We start from the raw sequence: 18,705 nt of genomic DNA on the forward strand, positions 1-18,705 counted from the left end.
TTTGTGCCTTGTTATGGCAAGCCTAACACCTGTGGCCGTCTTGGCGGATGAGGAACCTGCACCCGTCGATCAGCATGAACTCTCGCAGGTGATGCAAACCGAAGGGGCAGCCAAAGCGTTTCTTTGGGCCTTTGATGCAGGCGATGAACTGACCGAATTCAGCTTTGACGCAGCTCGCGGGGTCGGTGCCAATATCGGCGAAGGCCGTCGCTTTACGCGTGTTCCCCGGGCTGATCTCGCAGACCCATCTGAGTGGGCTTCACATTTTCCAAAGCGCGAAGGAGGGGCAAACGCGACATCTTGTATTGCCTGTCACAACGCGCCTATTGCCAATGGGGCGGGTGACGTTGCGGTGAACGTTCTTGTGGATCCCGCGCATACGGGCGACCCAACTAAATATCTTGAGAGAAATACGCTCCCTTTGTTTGCGCTTGGTGTCCCTCAGCGACTTGCTGAGGAAATCAGTGCAGATCTATATCGACAACGTGATGCAGCCCAACAGGTTGCCTGCATTTCGGGTCCCACCTCAGTTCAGTTAGAGTCCAAAGGCGTAGACTATGGAACGCTCATACTGACGCGTGTTTCTAAAGACCCATGTTCCGTCGAAACGGATTCCAGCGGATTGAGTGGCATCGACCGGGACCTCGTGATCAAGCCGTTTGGATGGAAAGGTAATCATGCAACGATCAGAGCATTCACGAGGAATGCTGCGCACAATGAACTGGGATTGCAGGCCGTCGAGCTTGTCGGAGACCAGGATGGCGATTTCGATGGCGTGGTGAACGAGTTGACCGTCGGTGATGTTACAGCGCTTACAATATACATGGCCGCCCTCGAACGGCCGGTAACGAAGATAGAACTGGCCGATCTGGGTTTGATTGATTTATCCGGGTCCGAAAGAACCGATATTCTGGCAGGAGAGGCGCTATTCGCTCAAACCGGCTGCACCAGTTGCCACACTCCAGCGATGAGCTTTCGGGAAGCAGTGTTCAAAGAACCCAGCGAAACTCCGGGTTTCTTCGATAGCAGTTTTCCGGACGGAACTGACCCGAATAATCACGGCTTGAACAACGTCAATGCAATCACGTTCAATTTGGCCGGAGATCAACCCAACAACAGGATTAAGCTGCTGGACGGTTCAATCCAACACCTGGGTGCAGTGCAGCAGAATGCCGAAGGTAAGCCAGTGGCCCGATGGTACACAGACTTCAAACGACACGACATGGGTTCCGACTTAGCAGATCCCGATAACCCTCTTGGGTTGGGGGCCTCTATGTTTCTGACGCGATCACTGGCGGGTGTCGGGGCAACTGGACCTTGGCTACACGATGGCCGGGCGACTACTTTGCAAGAGGCAATTATGAGTCATGCAGGCGAGGCCTCAGACAGTACCACTGCTTACAAACACCTCAGCGAAAGCGAACAAACCAAAATTGTCGCGTTTCTGAAGAATTTAACGATATACAAGTCGCTCGAAGAGTAAGTGTTGGTTGAGAAAAGTAGAACGGCAGATTTGGTTGGAACCGCGTAAATTATAGCCCCCGGTGTACCGCGCGTTCAGTGAACGGCTGGTTTTGCGGCTGCACTGCAGCAAAGACGCCAACGGCCCAACCGCAGGTATGGGCCACTTTCTGCTCTGTCGAGGTGCCACAAAAGTTCTGAGCAGCCTCATCTGACCAGCCCAGTTTGATTGATAGTGCATCATTGGCCTTTCATCCATCGTGGCGATAGTTTCAGGCGCTGGCGCATGATGTCCAAGAGCATTTTGGGATCGCTTTGTGCTTTAGTATCTCCTCCAATCTTCGATAAGTACTTTTTCCCGCAGGATGTAGGAGACTTCGCCGTTGAGTAGTTCGTTCCTGAACTTGGGCTTCCGTATCAAAATCTCAAATCTCAAAAAAAAGAGAAGCTGAGATATTGTATTCTCATTTCGTATTTCTAGAAAATTTGTGCTAGTGTCCGAACAGATTTTACTGATTTCTTTCAAAGGTACTATTTATCGTGAGCAGCAATTCAAAAAACACGTTCAGGTTGCGTCCGATGGAAAGGGCAGATCTGGATTCCGTCCTGAGTTGGTTCCAGGACGTAGAAGACCTTGCGCGCTTTGATCGTACGACGCGCGTGCCCCTCAATACATCGCACGCAGAGGAATGGTGGAAAGACGCGTTTACGTCTTCAGACGCCAGCTGCAAATGTTGGTTTGTGGTCGAGTCCTCGGCGGGTGAGGCTGTTGGCCTGGCAGGGCTCGAGTCTATCTCGACAATTAACCGCGATGCGGTTGTTGCAGTCTTTGTCAACAAAGCGATGCGCAGATCTGGTGTTGGGCTTCGAGCATCTGCTTTGGTGTTGGATTTGGCGTTTCGACAACTGGGGCTGAACCGCATAACATCTTATTATCGTGAGGATAATCATCACAGCCGCGATCTTGTGGCCAAAATTGGGTTCCAGATTGAAGGCACGATGCGTCAGGCATGGTTTGCCGAAGGAGAGTTTCAGGACATGGTTGTCGTGGGCATTCTGAAATCCGAGTGGATGGTTCGCCGAAACGTTCTGGCACAGGAACTGGATGCGAATACAATCGTGACATTGGGGCCGAATGATTGCGCCGCCTGGTCTTGGCCGCCTCGGATCTCATAAGCGTGATCAGTTCTGGTCAAAACAGCTTCGGTCGTCAAAAGCGATTTTTGATATATGTTGGTTATGGGTCCGCACTGAATCCGAAAAAAGAGTAACACTTGTGAGTACGACAATTTCTGACATTCCAATTACTCAACGGCTTGGCGCAGTATTGTTCGCTGATGTCGTAGGATACTCCCGGCTTATGAGCGAGAATGAGCTGGATACGTATAACGAATTGAAAGCATTAATTTCTTTGCTTGAAACCTCTTGCGCAAAATACAACGGGCGGGTGGTCGAAGTTCGCGGCGACGGAATTCTTGCTCTGTTTGAAACTGCCACTAGTGCGGTTGAGTTTGGGGTAGAATTGCACCAGATCGCAAGCGAGCAGAACAAAACTCGCGAACAGGCTCAGCGAATCAAGTTTCGGGCCGGGATCCACCTTGGCGAGATCCTGATCGACGAGCGCGGCATTCATGGCGACAACGTCAATATCGCGGCCCGGTTGCAAGAGATAGCGGAGCCTGAACGGGTCTATGTCAGCTCTGCCGTGTATGACCAGGTCTGCAATCGCCTGCGCTTTGGGTACGAGTTTTTGGGACCAAAGCAACTCAAAAACATCATGAACCCTGTCTCGACCTATTGCGTCCGCAGCGAAGTGGCCGGCGCGACCATGGCGGGCACGATGCGTCCGGATCTGCAGGGGGACATCCTAGAGCGGCCTGATACACCATCGGTGGCAATTCTGCCTTTCAGCAGTTCTGGCGGGGATGAATCCGACAGTTGGATTGCCGAAGGATTGACAGACGACATCATCATGAATCTGTCCAAGTTCCGGAACCTTTTTGTCATCGCCCGGAATTCGTCGTTTTTCTTCAAGACACAGTCGATGCCACCGAAGGAGGCTGCACAGAAGTTGAACGTCCAATATGTCGCGCGCGGCAGCGTTCGTCGTTCAGCCAGTCGGATCAGGATTTCCGCCGAGTTGATTGATGCCAATACCGAGCGCACGATCTGGGGCGAACGGTTCGATCGCAAAATTGACGATATTTTCGACATTCTTGATGAGGTGACGGAGTGCATCGTTGCCGCCACTGCGGTGATGATCGAATCGCATGAAAAGAAGCGAATGATTCAGGCGATACCATCCAATCTGGAAGCATACGGCTCGGTCCTGCAAGGCCAGCATCACATCTTCAAATACACGCGGAACGACAACCGAAAGGCACAGAATTTCTATCAATCGGCCCTTGAACGGGACGAAGGGTATGCCCGTGCAGCAGCGGCGCTGTCTCGAACACTTAATATCGATTGGCGCTATTCTTGGACCGAAGAGCCGTCGCAGGCGTTGGAGAAAGCGTTGATATTGGCGCAACGCGCAATTGAACTCGATCCGACCGATGCACGTGGGTTTGGGGAATTGGGCTATGTGCACCTGTACCGCAAAGAGCATGACGCAGCCATCCAATCCTATCAGAGGGCGTTGGCGTTAAACCCAAATGACGCGGATATGCATTCTGACTTTGCCGATGCGTTGGCCCATTCAGGCGACAACGAAACGGCGATAACGCATCTTCAGCAGGCAATGCGCCTGAATCCGTACTTCCCGGATCAATACCTTTGGCATCTGGGCGGCGCGTATTACAATCTCAGACGGTATGAGGACGTCATTGAGACGGTCAACAAGATGAACAACCCGACCGAAGGGCAGCGTATGCTGGCCGCGAGTTATGCGCAGCTTGGTCAAACGGACATGGCCCGCCTGATCCGGGAAAAACATCGCGAGGCGCATCCGAACTTTTCGCTGGCCCGGTGGACAACCGTTCAGCCAGATCGGCTAGAGGAAGACACGCAGCACTTTGTAGAAGGTCTGAAAAAGGCTGGTTTCTAAAATGCAAAGGGGCACCGGAACGCGGTGCCCCTGAGTTTACTTTCGAAAATTGGATTTAGTCGCCGCCGCGTACCTTTGCGCCGCTGACTTTGGCACCGCTCACCTTCGCGCCACTGACTTTGGCACCGCTGACCTTAGCCCCACTCACTTTCGCTCCGCTGACTTTGGCACCGCTGATTGCCGGGCTGTCAAAGCCGAAATAGATGTCCAACAGGACTTGTTCGAACTGGCCGGTCATCACGTCCATACGCATGGTCTGGTCAGATTTGTCGTACCGCCAGACGCGGATGCCATCGGCGACCTGATAGTCGGCCGCTGCGACGCCGCCAATACTCGGGTCTTGCGGCGCTCGGGATGCGTCGTCTGCAGGCTTATCGGGATCAGCGACCAGCTCACCTTTACCATGAACCAGAAAGATCACCGGCTCCGGCATATCGTAATAAGTGCCCTCAAAGGCAAAGCCATAAATCTTGGCGAACCGAGGACCTTTCTCCCCTTTTGCCACCCCGAATTGTTTGTCGAGATGCTTGTTGTCGCCCTTTCCCTGTGACGGAATGCGTTTGTACTCTAAATCTTCGAGCTCACGGCCATATATCAACACTTCTGAAAAACTGAGCAAGGATTCAGCCATATCTCTCTCTCCCAATTATGGGATCGACGAAGCCAGAATCCTCATCTCCCCCTTAAAAAAACCCGAACCAAAAATCCGAGTAAATGCGTTCCAAAAACTTCTTCCGATTGCATGCCACAAAACCACTTAAAAATAAAGGATTTTCACGTCATTCCGGCACCTGCGTGCGAACCGAATTCGAATGGCTGTCTTCCTCGGGATCGGGAAGACGTGGGCCGGCAGATTGCAGACCAATATCACGCATGCGGAAATTGCCTTCGATGATGTTGCGGAATGCACCGCCTGTGATTTCCTGGTCTACAGCAAGCAGTGCTTTTTCGACGCCGAAATAGCTGAGCATGTCCGCGTCGAGCCGGTCCCACGTATCGGCCAGATAGGTTCCCAGATAGTCGCGTGCTTCGAGCAGGGCGATGCGGAAGCCTTCGGGACTTTCAGCGTAGCGGGTGTCAAAAATACTCTGCATAACCTCGCTGTACTCCGGTGAGTCCTCAAGCTGGTCCGACAGGTGTTCTTCTTCAGCCGAGATCAGTCCATGCACCAGTAGGCGTTCGTGATAAATGTCCACAAATATGTCAAACATTGCGCCGGTTAACGGTTCCGACAGGTCATGTTCGCTGGACCATCCTGCTGCAAACTCGGACATGGAGCGTGTGTTTGCGGCAATCCGGATCTGCGCGTTTTCACCCAGCTCCGCAAACCGGTTCAATCGATTGAACGTGTACAGATTTCCCCGCGTGTTTTTCAGCAGCGCTTCGACAACCGACCCAAAATGGAGCGAGGCAAGCAGGGCAACCATATCAGCCGCGGATTCGTGGAAACCGTAGTACTCGCCCGACGCATCCCCGTCTGACGGCATACCGATCACGCTATAGATAATGGCATGGCCGATCTCGTGGGCGACGACGTCAAAATTCAGGCTATACGGGCGGTACTCGTTTCCATGCTCATGCGTGCCGCCTGTTTCCAGAAATCCCCAGCCAATATGGGCGTTATCCAGGCTGGGCAGCAGCGATAGCTCCAGCCGGTTGAAATCGCGTGCGAAATGCCATGGGATCGGCCGGTCGAAATAACCTTGCCAAACATCCATTGTAAAGTGAGCTGACCCGAACAAATGCGCCGCCTCAAATGAGGGGTCCGACGGGGCAATATGAAAGAAGTTCCCAAGCTCATCGGGCATCGCGGGCGGTTGGATGTATCCGTCCCAAGGAGGCAGATACATACCCGGTCCATTTGGCCCGGGGACAATGGCGCCGTAAGGTGTGGTTTTGCCGACAGGGTTTACAGTGTACATGCGTGGGCCGGATGGGCCCGGTCCGATGCTGCCCTGCGGAGCCGAAATCTCAACCAGTTCGGGTTGAGCACCCGGCTCCAGAAATGGCGATTGCGGGTATAACAGGAACCGTGTGCCGGGTTCGTCGTTTAAAGACTCATGTGCATTCATCAATCGACCCTTCGTGCCTGACGGATGCCGCCTTGCCATGGGAGGCCCCCGCGCCAGAATTCCTGCCGCAAAACAAAAACTCAGCTTCGATAAGATCATCAAGCGCCGCACGCCCGGTTAGGCCAAGCGAGATCGCATAGCTGTCAAGGTTATCCGGGACGTCCGTGCCAAGACGATTTTCAAAGTACCACAAAACCATACGCAGGCGATCCGCCCCCGAGACGGGGCCATTCACAACGGCAGCATTACTCTTGGCGACTGCCCGATCTCGTAACTCGACATATCTGCCGGTTCGTCTCAGTTCGGCCAGCAGTGGCCCGTCCAACTGGCGTAAACGCGCGGCGACCGCCGCATCGATCCGGGCGGCATCCGCCAGCATGTCTTCATACCCCGCGAGGTTCAGATCATTCGAATCCAGCCATTCCATCAAATGCGCTTTATGAGACAATCCTGCTTTGGCCCTGTGGTCCGTCATTTGCCGGATCAGGGTTTCGCGATCAGGTTGCTGATCCTGCACGGTTGCTTCTTCCTGCGCGATAACACTCAGCACCGCCCGGTCGCGTAGCTCGGAATAAAGTTGCGGGTCCAACCTCAATTCGTCGATCACGGCATTGTTTTTGACCACGTCGGAATCGATGCGATTGCGTAACTGTTTCCAAACCAATGTCGGTTCCGTCCGGGTAACAGGGTTTGAGGGTAGGGTGCCTTGCGACAGGCAATCCGCTATTAGCGCCAGCATCGTGCGGGCGTCATCTGCCTTGGCATCAACTTGGTTCTTCGGCAGCCAATCCAGAAAGGCCTGAACTCCAGGCAGTTTGTTTACTTCTTGGCCGATGTCTTGCCAGATGCGGTGCCGGTAGTGTTTGGATTTAGCATGCTCAAGAATTTCAGAGGCACTTTCAGCAGGTAAAATCCCTTGCGCCTGTGCCTTTTTTACAGTGGCCCGGATGGAAACCATCGGTGCGCTGAGCGGCTGATACCCCAACTCTGCCGGGCTGTGCAGAACTGCAACCTCATCGTCATCCTGTAAAACGCCACTTAGGTAATCCTCAAATATCCCGCCAACACCGATCATTCCGAAATCGACCAGTTCCGCAGCGCGCAGAGCGCCCATGCTGGCGCTGCCAAAAACCGGTATCCCTTGCTCCATCGCCCACAAGATTTCCTTGTGCCAAACCGAGGGCACACCTTCGAAGAACCCATCTATGATCCCGATGGCTTGCGGCTGGTTCCTGGCTACACGATATACATCGCCTTGCTGAACAGGGGGAAGGACCACAGCGTCCAGATATGCCTTGACCTCTTGTGAGGGCAGGGTAGGGCCCACAAATACGACGACGGTCATGCGATTTCGCCCCTGATCTGCAATGCCCTTGGGCCCGGCAAATAATCCGCGTCGTCGTGTGGCGCTTCCAAGCCCGGGATAACCGCCCTAACCACCGAAAGATCGTATTCGGGCCGAGAAAGATCCACGATCACGATTTGAGAAATCCCGACGGCCTCTAACCTGTTCGACAGCAATGCCAGATCGCCTTCAAACGTCTCTGTTGAATGCGTCGGGCAGTCCCGAAAACTCTCTGTCGGGGCGGCGGCGTCAATCAGATTGCGAACATACTGACAACGCTCCGATTGTGCATGGTCGGTGAATTCTTCCGGGTCCAGATCATCACGCGCACCAGAGATATAGGTTAACCTTGTCTGGGCGGCCTCAGTCACAGCACGCAGCAAAGCTATTGCGCGGTCCGGATGGCAACCATCGCCAATACCGATATGGCCGGGTTGCCCGCCGGCTTCGCAAATTACGCAGCGAAAACTGGCAATTCCGATATCCGACGTGGTGTTCCACAACCCGATTTCCAAATCTGCAGTCGTTACTTTTTCAATAGCTGCCTGACATCGCTCGTCGTCGACTGTGGCGGGATCAATGCGTGCTGTCGTGGTTTGATGTGACCACAGTGTCGTTGCGTCCCGCTCGATCAATTCGCAAATTGCGTGGCAACTCGCTTCGGCGACGTTATTGCCCGAAGCCAGGCCGTTCGTTGTTCTGGGAAAGGCACGTTGTCCAGCGAGCGGAGCGGAAGTGTAGTCGGTATCCACCATCTCAAGAGGAACCCAGCAAGAGCTTTGGCCGTTCAAATCCCGACCTTCGACCCATAACATGTTTCCGTTCGGATCAAATTGCGCGCCGGCAACCCGCGGAAGACGGTCCACAGCTACAACGGCCGCTTCAGCAATCAGTTCTGTATATCTGGCAAGCCGTTGCGGCAGTCGCACGCGTTCGGCATGCCAGGATTCAATCGCCTCCATTACGCCTGAGGCTTGAGCTGCTTGCAAAGACAGCCCTTTGCCAAGCGACACCGCAACAGACCGGGAGTTTGGTCGAGCAACCATGACTGTTGGCAAGCCAATCCGATCCAGGCCGGTCAGATTCGCGATCCTTGTTATGCCCATTTCCCGAAGAAAAGGTTGCACTATCCTTAAGGTTTGTCCGGGTTCGCGCAGTCGGTGTGTATCATGCACGTAGGTCTTTTGTGAATTATCGGTCATTTCATCGACCTTGCCAAAAAAACGTGCAAGTTAGCACAATACAAGAAGCTATACGTAGATAGGATGGTAGATGATCCCGCGTGGGTCAACCTTGCTGGTTTCTTGTAGGGATCAATAAAGTTGGTTGTTGGTTTTTGAAGTTCGTTTTTCCAATCGACTGGTTACACGGTATTTGAGTCTGTAGCCGGAAAGCTGTCGAGTACGAAAACGGTGAGATCGAGTTTTTTGGAGACTCGTCTCGAATGGAACTCAATAACTTAGCCTTTCTGCAATTATCGCCAGATGGTCGGGCTTTGAAACTCATGCGGCATTCAATATTAAATCATTCAATACATACGTTTAGAGCTCTTGCTTAAAGTACCCAATTGCGTTCAATACTGACACCATCGGCCTTGCGGTTGTCCAAGGCTAAACCTTTCTTGTTGAACTATGAAGGCGCCAAGATCATCGGGGCTCAAAAGTATCGATCACGAGACATGATTTGGAACGCAGGGAAGGGGTTGGTTTCTTGTTTTTAATAGCCTTCATACTCAGGCTTGTACCCAACGCCGACGCCAAGAAAGTAGTCCCAGTTTTCACCGTCGTCCTCTTCATCACCGAAGCCGCCAAAGCTTTGTTTGGCGGCTGGAAAACCATCATTGAAGCAGCCGCCGCACTTGTATTGGCGCGCGAAAAACCTTCAGGCTTATATCTTTCCGCAGTTTGAATTTTGTGTTGCCTGGAACATGAAGGCTAAGTGTCGCCAATGATCGTCACACAAACGGTAAATTGAAATAGAAATTCATATGGCATCCATCTTCAAATCCTATCAGATGAGAGACTACGGGATGTCCATTCCATTACATCCGTTTGCCCGTCATGACGGATTGGTGGGTTAAGCAATACAGATGTAATGATAGCGTAATTTGCGTGTCGTATTCAAAGCGCCAAAAACTAGAGCTTTCCGTGCATAAATTGCTGCAGGCCAATATCACCAAGAAATGCGTATAGGCGACATTGCCCAGACCATTGTCGCTTCTTTCTCTGTCTTGTTGCGAAATCGGTGCGCGATCATTGATGGATAGGAAAAGCTATCCCCTTCGCGCAATGAAATGACCTCGTCCCCGAGACGCAGCTCAACTTCACCGCTTAGAACGATGGCGTGTTGCTCACCTTCGAATGAATACCCTTCCAGCGGCTCGGGCGGCTCTCCTGCGCCGGGGCGGAACCTTGATAGGATCAAATAACAATGGCCGGACAATGTGCTTGAAAGCAATTCGTCCTCAAAGCCCAATTCATCTGTTGAGCGCGTGTACATCGCTGACAGTGCCCTACGGTTTTCGCGTCGCACGACGTGCTTTCGTTCCAGCGGTCCGTCGCCCTCCTGTTTGGGAAAGAACCAATTGGGGTCAACCGCAAGCGCATCGCTGATTTCGCCAAGCAGGTCTTCTGATACCTTGGCCGTCCCAAGCTCAATCCTGCTGAGATAGGCTTTGGAACACGAAACCGACTCGGACAGGAGTTGTAGCGTCAGTCCACGCGCCTTGCGGACTTCGCGAATTTCACTGCCGAGCCTTTGGGCATCGGTCTGAGACACGTCTTTTTTCATATCTTTGAGATAAATGATTGTGGTTGACTTTTCGAGAACAAATCAACTTAGTTGAAATATGGGAAATAAATCAACTGATTTTCTACCGACTGGGAGGATGCTATGCGCTTTGATTTGATTGCCAATTTTAGTCCCGGTGAGACGATTCCCTGGAAGCGCACACTAGAGATGATCCTCGAACAGTGTTCGCTGGCTGAGCAGGCGGGTTTCACAACTGCGTGGTTCACCGAGCATCACTTTGCCCATAACGGGTATATGAATGCGCCACCCAACCCGATTCAAATGGGGACCCACGTGGCCGCGCATTGCAAGAAACTCCGGGTCGGAACAGCCCCCATCATCCTGCCCGATTGGCATCCGCTGCGCGTCGCCGAAGACGCCGCGATGCTTGATAACATGTCGTTGGGCCGATTTGATTTCGGCGTCGCCAAGGGTATCAACGAACGCTCGACCATCCAGTTCAACAAGGATGCAGACCGGCGCGACAATGCCAAGGTCATGCGGCTTTTTCAGGAGAGCCTTGAGATCATCCTGAAAGCCTGGACCAACGAGGCGTTCACCCATCACGGTGAATTCTATCAGTTCCCGGTCCCCGGCTGGAAAGAGGGCAACCGGTTCTTTGACCCTCTGGATCCACGTTATCACGATGAAGATGGCGAATACAAAGCGATGTATGTGCATCCGCGCCCCTATTCTAATCCTCATCCGCCGGTCTGGCTGATGTCGAACGCACCACCCACGTTCAAATTGGCGGGGGAGCGCGGTTGGGGTGTGATCTCGATGGCAGCTGGCCCCAAGGCGACGCTGGCCTGTTGGGAACCCTATCGCCAAGCCTTGTCGCAACGCGAAGGGCGAGAGGTGAAGCTTGGCGAGCGTGTCGGTGTCTGCACGGCGTTTTATGTCGGTGAAAGCATGGAAGAAGCAGTGAACACGATCCGTGGTCCGATCAATGCCTACTATGAATTCCTTGGCGGGTCGCGCCCCAAGGGGGAATGGACCAAGCACGGCTATCTGGACGTGGGCGAAGAGATGACGCCCGAGGATGAAGATATGGACTGGTTCGATTTCCTCAACAAACGCGGGATCATCGTGGTGGGCGACGCTGAATATGTTGCGGATCGGTTTGCGGAACGGCAGGAAACCATCGGCCTCGATCACCTCATGCTGATGCAGCAATATACCGGTGTGCCTTACGAAAAGATCCTCGCCAGCTGGCATCGTCTGTTCGAGCATGTTGTTCCGAAATTCGGCACACAATCCATCGCACAGAAAAGGATGCTGGAACATGCTTGAGATATGGGGGCGTCCCTATTCGTCGAACGTCATTCCGGTGATTTGGGCAGCGAATGAGCTGGGGCTGGACTACACGCTGCAACTGGCCGGGGGCAGCTTTGGCAAGCTCGACACTGAAATGTACGCGATGATCAATCCGAACAAGATGATCCCAGCGATCCGAGATGGAGACTTTGCGCTGTGGGAAAGCCTCGCCATCGTGCGCTATCTCTGTGACCGCTACGGCGAAGGAACGCTGAGCCCTTCCGACATTCAGACCCGTGCGATAGCGGATCAATGGATGGAGTGGTCGGCCAGCCGCGCCTTTGGGCCCGTGATCTACCTGTTCTTTGCAACCGTGCGTACTCAACCTGATCAGCGCGACCCGGAAAAGATCGCCATGCTGCGCGACGAAGCGCATAACGCCCTGACCATTCTGGATCAGCATCTCGCGGACAAAGCCTATGTCTGCGACGACAACTTTACCATGGCGGATATTCCCTTGGGGTGTGTTGCCTATCGGTATTTCAACGTCGAGGTCGCCCGCCCGCCCTTGCCGAATGTCGAGGCTTGGTATCAGCGGCTGGCGGAACGCCCCGCATATCAGGATCACGTTATGCGCCATTTCGGGACAAACCCTGATGAATGGGCTGCGCTGGAAAAAGCTTGTGCGAACGAAGGGGTGCTCTGATGGACGTCCGGGACTATCGCCGCGCACTTGGCACCTTTCCGACGGGTGTTACCATCGTAGCCGCCTTTGACGAGGACGGAGAACCGTGGGGCCTGACCGCCAATTCATTCACTTCGGTCTCATTGCAGCCGCCGGTGATCTCGGTCTGTGTCGCAAAATCAGGCAGGGTCTTCCCGACGTTGTCGAATTCGGATCATTTCGCGGTCAACATCCTGTCGGCCGAGCAGAAAGACCTTGCGATGCACTTCGCCAGTGATGTCGAAAACCGGTTTGCCGACACTGAATGGATACCTGGAACCGTGACGCCCTTGATCCCCGGTGCCTCGGCGCACTTGGAATGTACGGTCCACGGCAGGGTCGACGCAGTCGATCATGAAATACTGTTGGGTCGCGTCATCAACTACACTCACGTGGGTATTCCCCCACTTGTCATTTGCCAAGGTGCGTTCTTCTCCGCGCCGCAAGTAGAGGTTTAGTATGAGCGATCACCTGACTTATCACACCCGCTTCAGCCCTGATGAGTTCGACGCACAATACAACCTGCGGGCCGGACGACCGGACTATGAAATCACTGTAATTCCGCGTTGGAATAGCAACAGCGAGTCGGCGCGCGCCTCTACCGATTGCAGCCTCGATATCCGTTATGGAGAAGGCGAGAAACAAAAGCTGGATGTCTTCCGTTGTCAGGATGCGGATGCGCCGACGCTGGTTTATGTGCACGGCGGCTACTGGCAGCGCGGCGACAAATCGGTCTACAGCTTCATTGCACCGCCCTTTGTCGCGTCGGGTATCAATGTTGTTGTCGTTGGCTATGACCTGTGCCCATCGGTAACCATCACGCGTATTTCCGAAGAAATCCGCGAAGCGATTGACTATATCTGGCGCAACGCGCGCGATTTAGGCATCAATCCAGACCGTATCACCGTGATGGGCCACTCGGCTGGCGGCCACATAACCCAGATGATGATGGCGACCAATTGGCCTGTTTTCAGAGCAGATCTTCCAGCAGACCTGATCAAATCGGGCATCCCGGTTTCACCGCTCAGCTACCTCGAACCGGTGCGTCTGACTGAGGCGCTCAATTCCGGCATCCGGATGACTCCGGAAGAGGCAGAAGCCGAAAGCCCAATGACCAACCATCCCCCGGTTACAAATGCACCGCAGCTGGTTGTTGTTGGTGGCGCGGAAACGGATGAATTCCACCGTCAAGCGCGCATGTATGTCGAAAAATACGAGACCGAAGACCGCCAAATGGGCCTCTATGTTGTGCCCTGCGTTGATCATTTTGACGAGTTGAACACGCTTGCTGACCGGGCAAGCCCCTTCTTCAAACACACATGCAATATGCTTCAAGGAAAAGGACCGCACACATGACCGCTTTGACCCGAGATCTTGTCGACTCTGTCGGAGATGCCTTCAACGCCAACGACATCGACGCGGTGATGAAGCATTTCGCTGAGGATGCTACCTTTGACCATGCGGTGGGCCCCGATGAGCATGGCGTTCGGCTTGAAGGTGCCGCCACGATCCGCGGCGCTTTCTCCGCGCTATTCGAAAAAGTTGAAAAAGTGCATTGGGAAACACTGGACTGCGCAATTGCCGGTGACAAAGCCTATTGCGAATATCGGCGAACTGCGACGCATAAAGATGGCACGAAGGAAGAATTCCTGAGCGTTGATATCCTGACTTACCGCGATGGGATGATCGTCCACAAAGACACGTATTACAAACAACGGACAAGCTGATCGGTCGACGGTTAATGCGACCGGACTTTCGGCAGTTTTGTCAGAGGGCCCCGTCGTTTGGACAAGTCTAATCACGAGCGGGCTTAGTGAGACAGACGATCAGCAGGGTTTTCTCGGGGTCGCTTCACGCCGAGCACGCGTGCCTCAAAACCTGATCGGTACAAGTTTTGCTGTCAACCACAGTGCTACGATAAGCAAGGCGTAGGTCGAAACAACCCACATCGCAGCGTTTCTAAAGGGTAACCTTTTCATTTCCATGTGACGATGACCTGCCATTTTGTGGTTATCCTGACCTGCCATCTTGTTTTGTTCCGGTGAAACATGGCCGAGCGCAAACGCCGGGCCATCAGCACCGGGGAGCGTCATGCAGCCGTGCTTCAGGTGGTTCGCCACCAACCATCGGTTTATCGGAAAAGCGATCACCGCTCCGACAACGGTGGCAAGGCTCATGCGGAACCAGAATTGTGGGGTAAGAGGGTCATCGGACCCCGGCCAAGCGGCCGCGAGCAGGACCATTGTCGGGATCATTCCTGTCATAACCATGTTCATCGAAACCGTTTCCGCAAAAAACGTCTTTCGAACGGCCTGTCCGTAGCTCCCGAACATTGGCATCATCATTAACGCCTGGAAGATGAACAAACCGGACACGAAACCGAAAACGTATTCGATCACGATATCCCATCCATTCGAAACGTGAAGAAAATGAACCAGCGTTGCAGCAACAATAATGCCCGTGGCATCACCTGCGACGCAATGCATCTCGCTGTTGATACCTTGTTTCCAAGTGGCGCGGGTATATTGATCGTGACCTCCCGGGAAAGGGCGACGGCACGCAAGCAAGTAGAAAAACAAGCCAATTGGACCAGTGTAAAGCGTTACAAGAATCCACGCCGCGCGCTGAACCCAACTTGTCACACCGTTGCTGATCGAATCCCAGACGACAAACCCAACGCTGGCACCCGTTAACAGAAACCACACGAGCATTGCACCGTTCAACATGTCAGTTCCCCCGGTCTGCTAAAAGATGGCAGTTAACGATTTAATCAATTGATAAGGCAGATTTTTCCTTAGGGAATGTCCTATCTGCATCTATTGGGCCGACCATTGTTTCGCGCGACCTGATTACCCCATCGCAAAAGATTGACGTTGCAATCGTCCCGGTCGATCAGAACTTCGATCAGGCAAAGACCGTCATGGTCCAAGGCCGTGTTGATAGCATTGTCCAACTCACCTTCAGTTGCGACCTTACATCCCCGAGCTTTGCCCTCGCCTGCGCTGAACACGTCGATCAAGCCAGCGTAGTCCCAATTCTTGATTGTGTTGTAGGGGCCGTCGTGGATCTCAACTTCGATTGTGTAGCCGCCATTGTTGATCAGGAAGATAATCGGCTTCGCGTCGTACCGGATCATGGTCGAGATCTCTTGGGCGGTAAGTTGGAACGAACCGTCTCCGATGCACGAGATCAACCGACGTTCTTTGTTACCTAAAGCATATCCCAACGATGCGCCAACGGACCAACCAATGGATCCATATTGCATTTGTATCTCAAACCGCGTGCCCTCGGGAAGGTCGATCTCCATTCCATTGAACCAGGAATCCCCTGTCTCGACGAGCAGCGTGCTGTCCTCATCCAGCATCTTTTGAACACGTGCAAAGAGTTGGCGAACGGTGACTGGTGTGTCAGGTGCATTGGGTTTTGGTAAGCTTTGCTGGGTTTTGACACGTTCGAAAGCCGCCATTGCACCATTGTTGGGTGTCAGCTTGTCAGCCAATGCATCCAGAAACTCATCCATTCGGACATTGCTGAAGTGAGTTTCGCCAAACTGAATGGACGTCGGATGCACCTTGACCGCTTTGCCAGGATCAAAACCAAGTTGGTGACCTGTAGTGGTGTAATCGGTGAAAACAGGTCCGACAAACAACAGCCCATCTGCGGCGTCAACAATTTCCCCGCAGCCCGGGGTGCTTACAGGTCCCCAGTATATTCCCATGAAATTTGGGTTTGCTTCAATCAGGAAACTCTTGGCATTTGGCATCGATGCCTGTGCGTAATCACAGGCGGCGGCGAGATTGCGCAAAGACTGCTCTGCCTGACCAGCCCGCACTTTGCTTCCTGCGACAATCACGGGCCGCTCTGCCGAATTCAGGAACTCTGATACTTTGGCTACCGCGGCCGACAGTGTGTTTGGATCGCTGTTTGGCTGTCTTGCAAAACTGCGGGGTACAGGCGCGGACGTCGCCGCACCCGCGATGTTCGAGGCGATTTCAATATAAACCGGTTTGCGCCGAAGCATTGCAGTGTCTATCGCCCTATCGATTGCGACAGGGGCAAGCGAAGGATGATGGATCGTGACGGCCTCAGCAGTAACACGAGCAAACATCTCGCGCTGGTAGTCGTAATCAACCTCTCCAAGGGTATGATGCAGGTATTCCCATTCGGCCTCAGAGTTTGTGTTCGGCCCACCGGAAATCGCGATCAACGGGAGGTCCTCGGCATAAGCACCTGCCACTGCATTCAACAGGCTCAAACCGCCGACTGAATAAGTTACGACGACCGCGGACGGACCTCCTGCGGCGCGGGCATACCCGTCTGCCGCATAACCGGCGTTTAGCTCGTTGCAACAACTGACCATTTGCAGATCTCTATTGCTCAGCAACTCATCCAGCAGCACCAAGTTATAGTCACCGGGAACTACAAAATAGTCTTTTATACCAGCCTCTTGCAGTCTTTTTGCCAAATACGAACCGACGGTCCAGTGCTCAGTCGTCATGCCAATGTTCCAATTCAAGTTGTTTAATGAACTGGGCACATCCTATTTGCGAAAACTGGATTTACAAAATCGAGAGAGTTGAGCGCATGTCCGATGCGGGCGAATTGGAAGCCAAAGACAGTCTCGACCTATGGTGAAACTTCTGGTTTGGGCTTAGTCTTTACGTTCGCAGTTTTTCCCGCCAGTGATCGGTTGCAGCCCAACGCAGCCGTGCTCACACAGTAAAAATGCAATATGAAGATCCGCAACATTGCTGCGAACGTCGAAGCCATAGCTAAGGAGATCTCCCATGCCCAACACAGCCCTGATCACCGGCGCGTCCTCTGGCATCGGTAGAGAATTTGCACGTTTGCACGCGAGCAAGGGCGGCGATGTGGTAATTACGGCTCGGCGTGAGAAGGAATTGGCAACGCTCAAAACCGAATTGGAGACCCAACACCAGGCGGCCGTCACTTTGATTCCGCTAGATCTCGGCGCCAAGGGCGGGGCGGCCAAGCTTTATGATACAGTGAACAAGCTCGGCATTGAGGTCGATGTGCTGATCAATAACGCAGGCTTTGGTGGGCACGGGAAGTTCATCGAGCGCAAGTTGGAGGACGATCAGGCGATGATCGATCTCAATGTTGATGCGCTCGTAGCTCTCTGCCACATGTTTGGCAGAGACATGGTGGCACGGGGTGGCGGTAAGATCCTCAACGTTTCGTCAACAGCTGCGCATATGCCTGGGCCGTTACAAGCCACGTATTTTGCCACAAAGGCCTTCGTTTCAAGCTTTAGTCAAGCACTTGCGGAAGAAATGAAGGACGACCGAGTGACGGTGACAGCGTTGGAACCCGGCTATGTTGAGACGGGCTTTGCCGATACTGCGGATTTGGGCGGAACTGGTCTAGTCGATCAAAAGGGAATGTCAGCTACTGAGACCGCCAAAATTGGCTATGACGCAATGCTTGAAGGCAAGTTGACGGTGATAAATGAAGGTCGGCTGAACTTTATATTGAACTGGGTTTTGCCCCTATTTCCACAGAAGGCCAAACTTTCGATGGTCCGAAAGATGCAAGAGAAGTAGGTCAATACGCGCAAATGTCTTTTGGATCCAGGCAAGGTTATTTCTCCGTACTTTCCGATAAGTCATGGCAAGCCACGTTTGGACGACGGGAAAGTGTTGAACGGCACTACCTTCATCAATCGCAATTGATTGAGATGGCCGGGCGCTTCAAGGGAGTACCGCCCATCCAAGCTTCCCTATGACCGTTAGAAACGTAGGTGCGACAAGGGGAAGTTTACCCGGATCATGGAAGGGCTGGCCGGCGAGCATTCTGATCACAAGGCGTTCATGATCGACGCAATTTAGCTAAAGGCATATCGCGCAGCCTTACACCCGCGGCTGAAAAAGGGGGCGGACGTCTGATTGGACACGCCAAGGGTGGCATGAACACCAAGTTGCACGCTGTAATGGACGCCTCCGGCCGTGTCTTCCGATTTTTCATGACCGCCGGCCCGGTCAGTGACTAC

17 protein-coding genes and 1 pseudogene are annotated in these 18,705 nt (G+C 53.3%); 11 read left to right on the plus strand and 7 right to left on the minus strand.

Going from position 1 to position 18,705, the window contains the following annotated elements; genetic code table 11:
- Window positions 1–13: 13 nt before the first annotated feature.
- The 3 genes from ACR0AK_RS16255 to ACR0AK_RS16265 all read left to right on the plus strand — a co-directional run bounded on the left by ACR0AK_RS16255 (window position 14) and on the right by ACR0AK_RS16265 (window position 4,507).
- Window positions 14–1,483 carry a di-heme oxidoredictase family protein gene (locus ACR0AK_RS16255; RefSeq protein ID WP_480794094.1) on the plus strand — a complete coding sequence of 490 codons (1,470 nt, stop codon included), beginning with the start codon at window positions 14–16 and terminating at the stop codon, window positions 1,481–1,483.
- Window positions 1,484–2,040: 557 nt separating this feature from the next.
- Window positions 2,041–2,637 (plus strand): GNAT family N-acetyltransferase, encoded by a 597-nt coding sequence (locus ACR0AK_RS16260; RefSeq protein ID WP_480794095.1) that lies wholly within the window; start codon window positions 2,041–2,043, stop codon window positions 2,635–2,637.
- Between the two features lie 100 nt (window positions 2,638–2,737).
- Window positions 2,738–4,507, plus strand: a complete 1,770-nt coding sequence (locus ACR0AK_RS16265) for an adenylate/guanylate cyclase domain-containing protein (RefSeq protein ID WP_480794096.1) — start codon at window positions 2,738–2,740, stop codon at window positions 4,505–4,507.
- A gap of 55 nt (window positions 4,508–4,562) precedes the next feature.
- On the opposite strand, the gene ACR0AK_RS16270 is transcribed toward ACR0AK_RS16265, so the two are convergent.
- The 4 genes from ACR0AK_RS16270 to ACR0AK_RS16285 all read right to left on the minus strand — a co-directional run bounded on the left by ACR0AK_RS16270 (window position 4,563) and on the right by ACR0AK_RS16285 (window position 9,126).
- Window positions 4,563–5,138, minus strand: coding sequence for a pentapeptide repeat-containing protein (locus tag ACR0AK_RS16270; protein WP_170560071.1), 576 nt, complete (start codon window positions 5,136–5,138; stop codon window positions 4,563–4,565).
- Window positions 5,139–5,286: 148 nt separating this feature from the next.
- The gene (locus ACR0AK_RS16275; RefSeq protein WP_480794097.1) at window positions 5,287–6,579 is read right to left on the minus strand and encodes a gluzincin family metallopeptidase; all 1,293 of its coding nucleotides are present in this window, start codon (window positions 6,577–6,579) and stop codon (window positions 5,287–5,289) included.
- A complete protein-coding gene (locus tag ACR0AK_RS16280) occupies window positions 6,566–7,924 on the minus strand; it encodes a TfuA-like protein (RefSeq protein WP_480794098.1) in 1,359 nt (452 codons plus the stop codon). Before ACR0AK_RS16280 ends, ACR0AK_RS16275 begins: the two co-directional genes overlap by 14 nt.
- Window positions 7,921–9,126 (minus strand): YcaO-like family protein, encoded by a 1,206-nt coding sequence (locus ACR0AK_RS16285; protein ID WP_480794099.1) that lies wholly within the window; start codon window positions 9,124–9,126, stop codon window positions 7,921–7,923. Before ACR0AK_RS16285 ends, ACR0AK_RS16280 begins: the two co-directional genes overlap by 4 nt.
- Window positions 9,127–9,607: 481 nt before the next feature.
- Here ACR0AK_RS16285 and ACR0AK_RS16290 point away from each other — a divergent pair, with 481 nt between their 5' ends.
- The gene (locus ACR0AK_RS16290) at window positions 9,608–9,832 is read left to right on the plus strand and encodes a hypothetical protein (RefSeq protein ID WP_480794100.1); all 225 of its coding nucleotides are present in this window, start codon (window positions 9,608–9,610) and stop codon (window positions 9,830–9,832) included.
- Between the two features lie 264 nt (window positions 9,833–10,096).
- On the opposite strand, the gene ACR0AK_RS16295 is transcribed toward ACR0AK_RS16290, so the two are convergent.
- Window positions 10,097–10,702, minus strand: coding sequence for a helix-turn-helix domain-containing protein (locus ACR0AK_RS16295; RefSeq protein WP_480794101.1), 606 nt, complete (start codon window positions 10,700–10,702; stop codon window positions 10,097–10,099).
- Between the two features lie 114 nt (window positions 10,703–10,816).
- On the opposite strand from ACR0AK_RS16295, the gene ACR0AK_RS16300 reads away from it, so the two are divergent.
- From ACR0AK_RS16300 to ACR0AK_RS16320, 5 genes are read left to right on the plus strand one after another with little or no spacing between them, the layout of a single operon-like run.
- The gene (locus ACR0AK_RS16300) at window positions 10,817–12,007 is read left to right on the plus strand and encodes an LLM class flavin-dependent oxidoreductase (protein WP_480794102.1); all 1,191 of its coding nucleotides are present in this window, start codon (window positions 10,817–10,819) and stop codon (window positions 12,005–12,007) included.
- Entirely contained in the window at window positions 12,000–12,677 is a 678-nt protein-coding gene (locus tag ACR0AK_RS16305) for a glutathione S-transferase family protein (RefSeq protein WP_480794103.1), read from the plus strand. The genes ACR0AK_RS16300 and ACR0AK_RS16305 overlap by 8 nt, the downstream gene beginning before the upstream one ends.
- The gene (locus ACR0AK_RS16310; protein WP_480794104.1) at window positions 12,677–13,153 is read left to right on the plus strand and encodes a flavin reductase family protein; all 477 of its coding nucleotides are present in this window, start codon (window positions 12,677–12,679) and stop codon (window positions 13,151–13,153) included. Before ACR0AK_RS16305 ends, ACR0AK_RS16310 begins: the two co-directional genes overlap by 1 nt.
- 1 nt (window position 13,154) lies before the next feature.
- Window positions 13,155–14,051, plus strand: a complete 897-nt coding sequence (locus tag ACR0AK_RS16315) for an alpha/beta hydrolase (protein WP_480794105.1) — start codon at window positions 13,155–13,157, stop codon at window positions 14,049–14,051.
- Complete coding sequence (locus ACR0AK_RS16320; protein ID WP_480794106.1) at window positions 14,048–14,422, plus strand: nuclear transport factor 2 family protein; 375 nt, start codon at window positions 14,048–14,050, stop codon at window positions 14,420–14,422. Before ACR0AK_RS16315 ends, ACR0AK_RS16320 begins: the two co-directional genes overlap by 4 nt.
- Before the next feature lie 144 nt (window positions 14,423–14,566).
- Here the strand turns inward: ACR0AK_RS16320 and ACR0AK_RS16325 are convergent, their stop codons facing one another.
- Window positions 14,567–15,421: a DUF4396 domain-containing protein gene (locus ACR0AK_RS16325; RefSeq protein WP_480794107.1), complete on the minus strand. Its 855-nt coding sequence runs from the start codon at window positions 15,419–15,421 to the stop codon at window positions 14,567–14,569.
- An 80-nt stretch (window positions 15,422–15,501) separates the two neighbouring features.
- Window positions 15,502–17,193 (minus strand): thiamine pyrophosphate-binding protein, encoded by a 1,692-nt coding sequence (locus ACR0AK_RS16330; RefSeq protein ID WP_480794108.1) that lies wholly within the window; start codon window positions 17,191–17,193, stop codon window positions 15,502–15,504.
- 289 nt (window positions 17,194–17,482) lie between these two features.
- Here ACR0AK_RS16330 and ACR0AK_RS16335 point away from each other — a divergent pair, with 289 nt between their 5' ends.
- Window positions 17,483–18,259 (plus strand): SDR family NAD(P)-dependent oxidoreductase, encoded by a 777-nt coding sequence (locus ACR0AK_RS16335; protein ID WP_480794109.1) that lies wholly within the window; start codon window positions 17,483–17,485, stop codon window positions 18,257–18,259.
- A 21-nt stretch (window positions 18,260–18,280) separates the two neighbouring features.
- Window positions 18,281–18,705, plus strand: a pseudogene (locus ACR0AK_RS16340) (transposase family protein); the annotation flags it as partial.

Source organism: Ruegeria sp. BI12 (assembly GCF_056537985.1).

Bases quoted from the DNA above. Each gene is read 5' to 3' on its own strand.
- ACR0AK_RS16255 (WP_480794094.1), top strand. From the start codon at position 14: ATGGCAAGCCTAACACCTGTGGCCGTCTTGGCGGATGAGGAACCTGCA.
- ACR0AK_RS16260 (WP_480794095.1), top strand. From the start codon at position 2,041: ATGGAAAGGGCAGATCTGGATTCCGTCCTGAGTTGGTTCCAGGACGTA.
- ACR0AK_RS16270 (WP_170560071.1), bottom strand. From the start codon at position 5,138: ATGGCTGAATCCTTGCTCAGTTTTTCAGAAGTGTTGATATATGGCCGT.
- ACR0AK_RS16275 (WP_480794097.1), bottom strand. From the start codon at position 6,579: ATGAATGCACATGAGTCTTTAAACGACGAACCCGGCACACGGTTCCTG.
- ACR0AK_RS16280 (WP_480794098.1), bottom strand. From the start codon at position 7,924: ATGACCGTCGTCGTATTTGTGGGCCCTACCCTGCCCTCACAAGAGGTC.
- ACR0AK_RS16285 (WP_480794099.1), bottom strand. From the start codon at position 9,126: ATGACCGATAATTCACAAAAGACCTACGTGCATGATACACACCGACTG.
- ACR0AK_RS16300 (WP_480794102.1), top strand. From the start codon at position 10,817: ATGCGCTTTGATTTGATTGCCAATTTTAGTCCCGGTGAGACGATTCCC.
- ACR0AK_RS16305 (WP_480794103.1), top strand. From the start codon at position 12,000: ATGCTTGAGATATGGGGGCGTCCCTATTCGTCGAACGTCATTCCGGTG.
- ACR0AK_RS16310 (WP_480794104.1), top strand. From the start codon at position 12,677: ATGGACGTCCGGGACTATCGCCGCGCACTTGGCACCTTTCCGACGGGT.
- ACR0AK_RS16315 (WP_480794105.1), top strand. From the start codon at position 13,155: ATGAGCGATCACCTGACTTATCACACCCGCTTCAGCCCTGATGAGTTC.
- ACR0AK_RS16320 (WP_480794106.1), top strand. From the start codon at position 14,048: ATGACCGCTTTGACCCGAGATCTTGTCGACTCTGTCGGAGATGCCTTC.
- ACR0AK_RS16325 (WP_480794107.1), bottom strand. From the start codon at position 15,421: ATGTTGAACGGTGCAATGCTCGTGTGGTTTCTGTTAACGGGTGCCAGC.
- ACR0AK_RS16330 (WP_480794108.1), bottom strand. From the start codon at position 17,193: ATGACGACTGAGCACTGGACCGTCGGTTCGTATTTGGCAAAAAGACTG.
- ACR0AK_RS16335 (WP_480794109.1), top strand. From the start codon at position 17,483: ATGCCCAACACAGCCCTGATCACCGGCGCGTCCTCTGGCATCGGTAGA.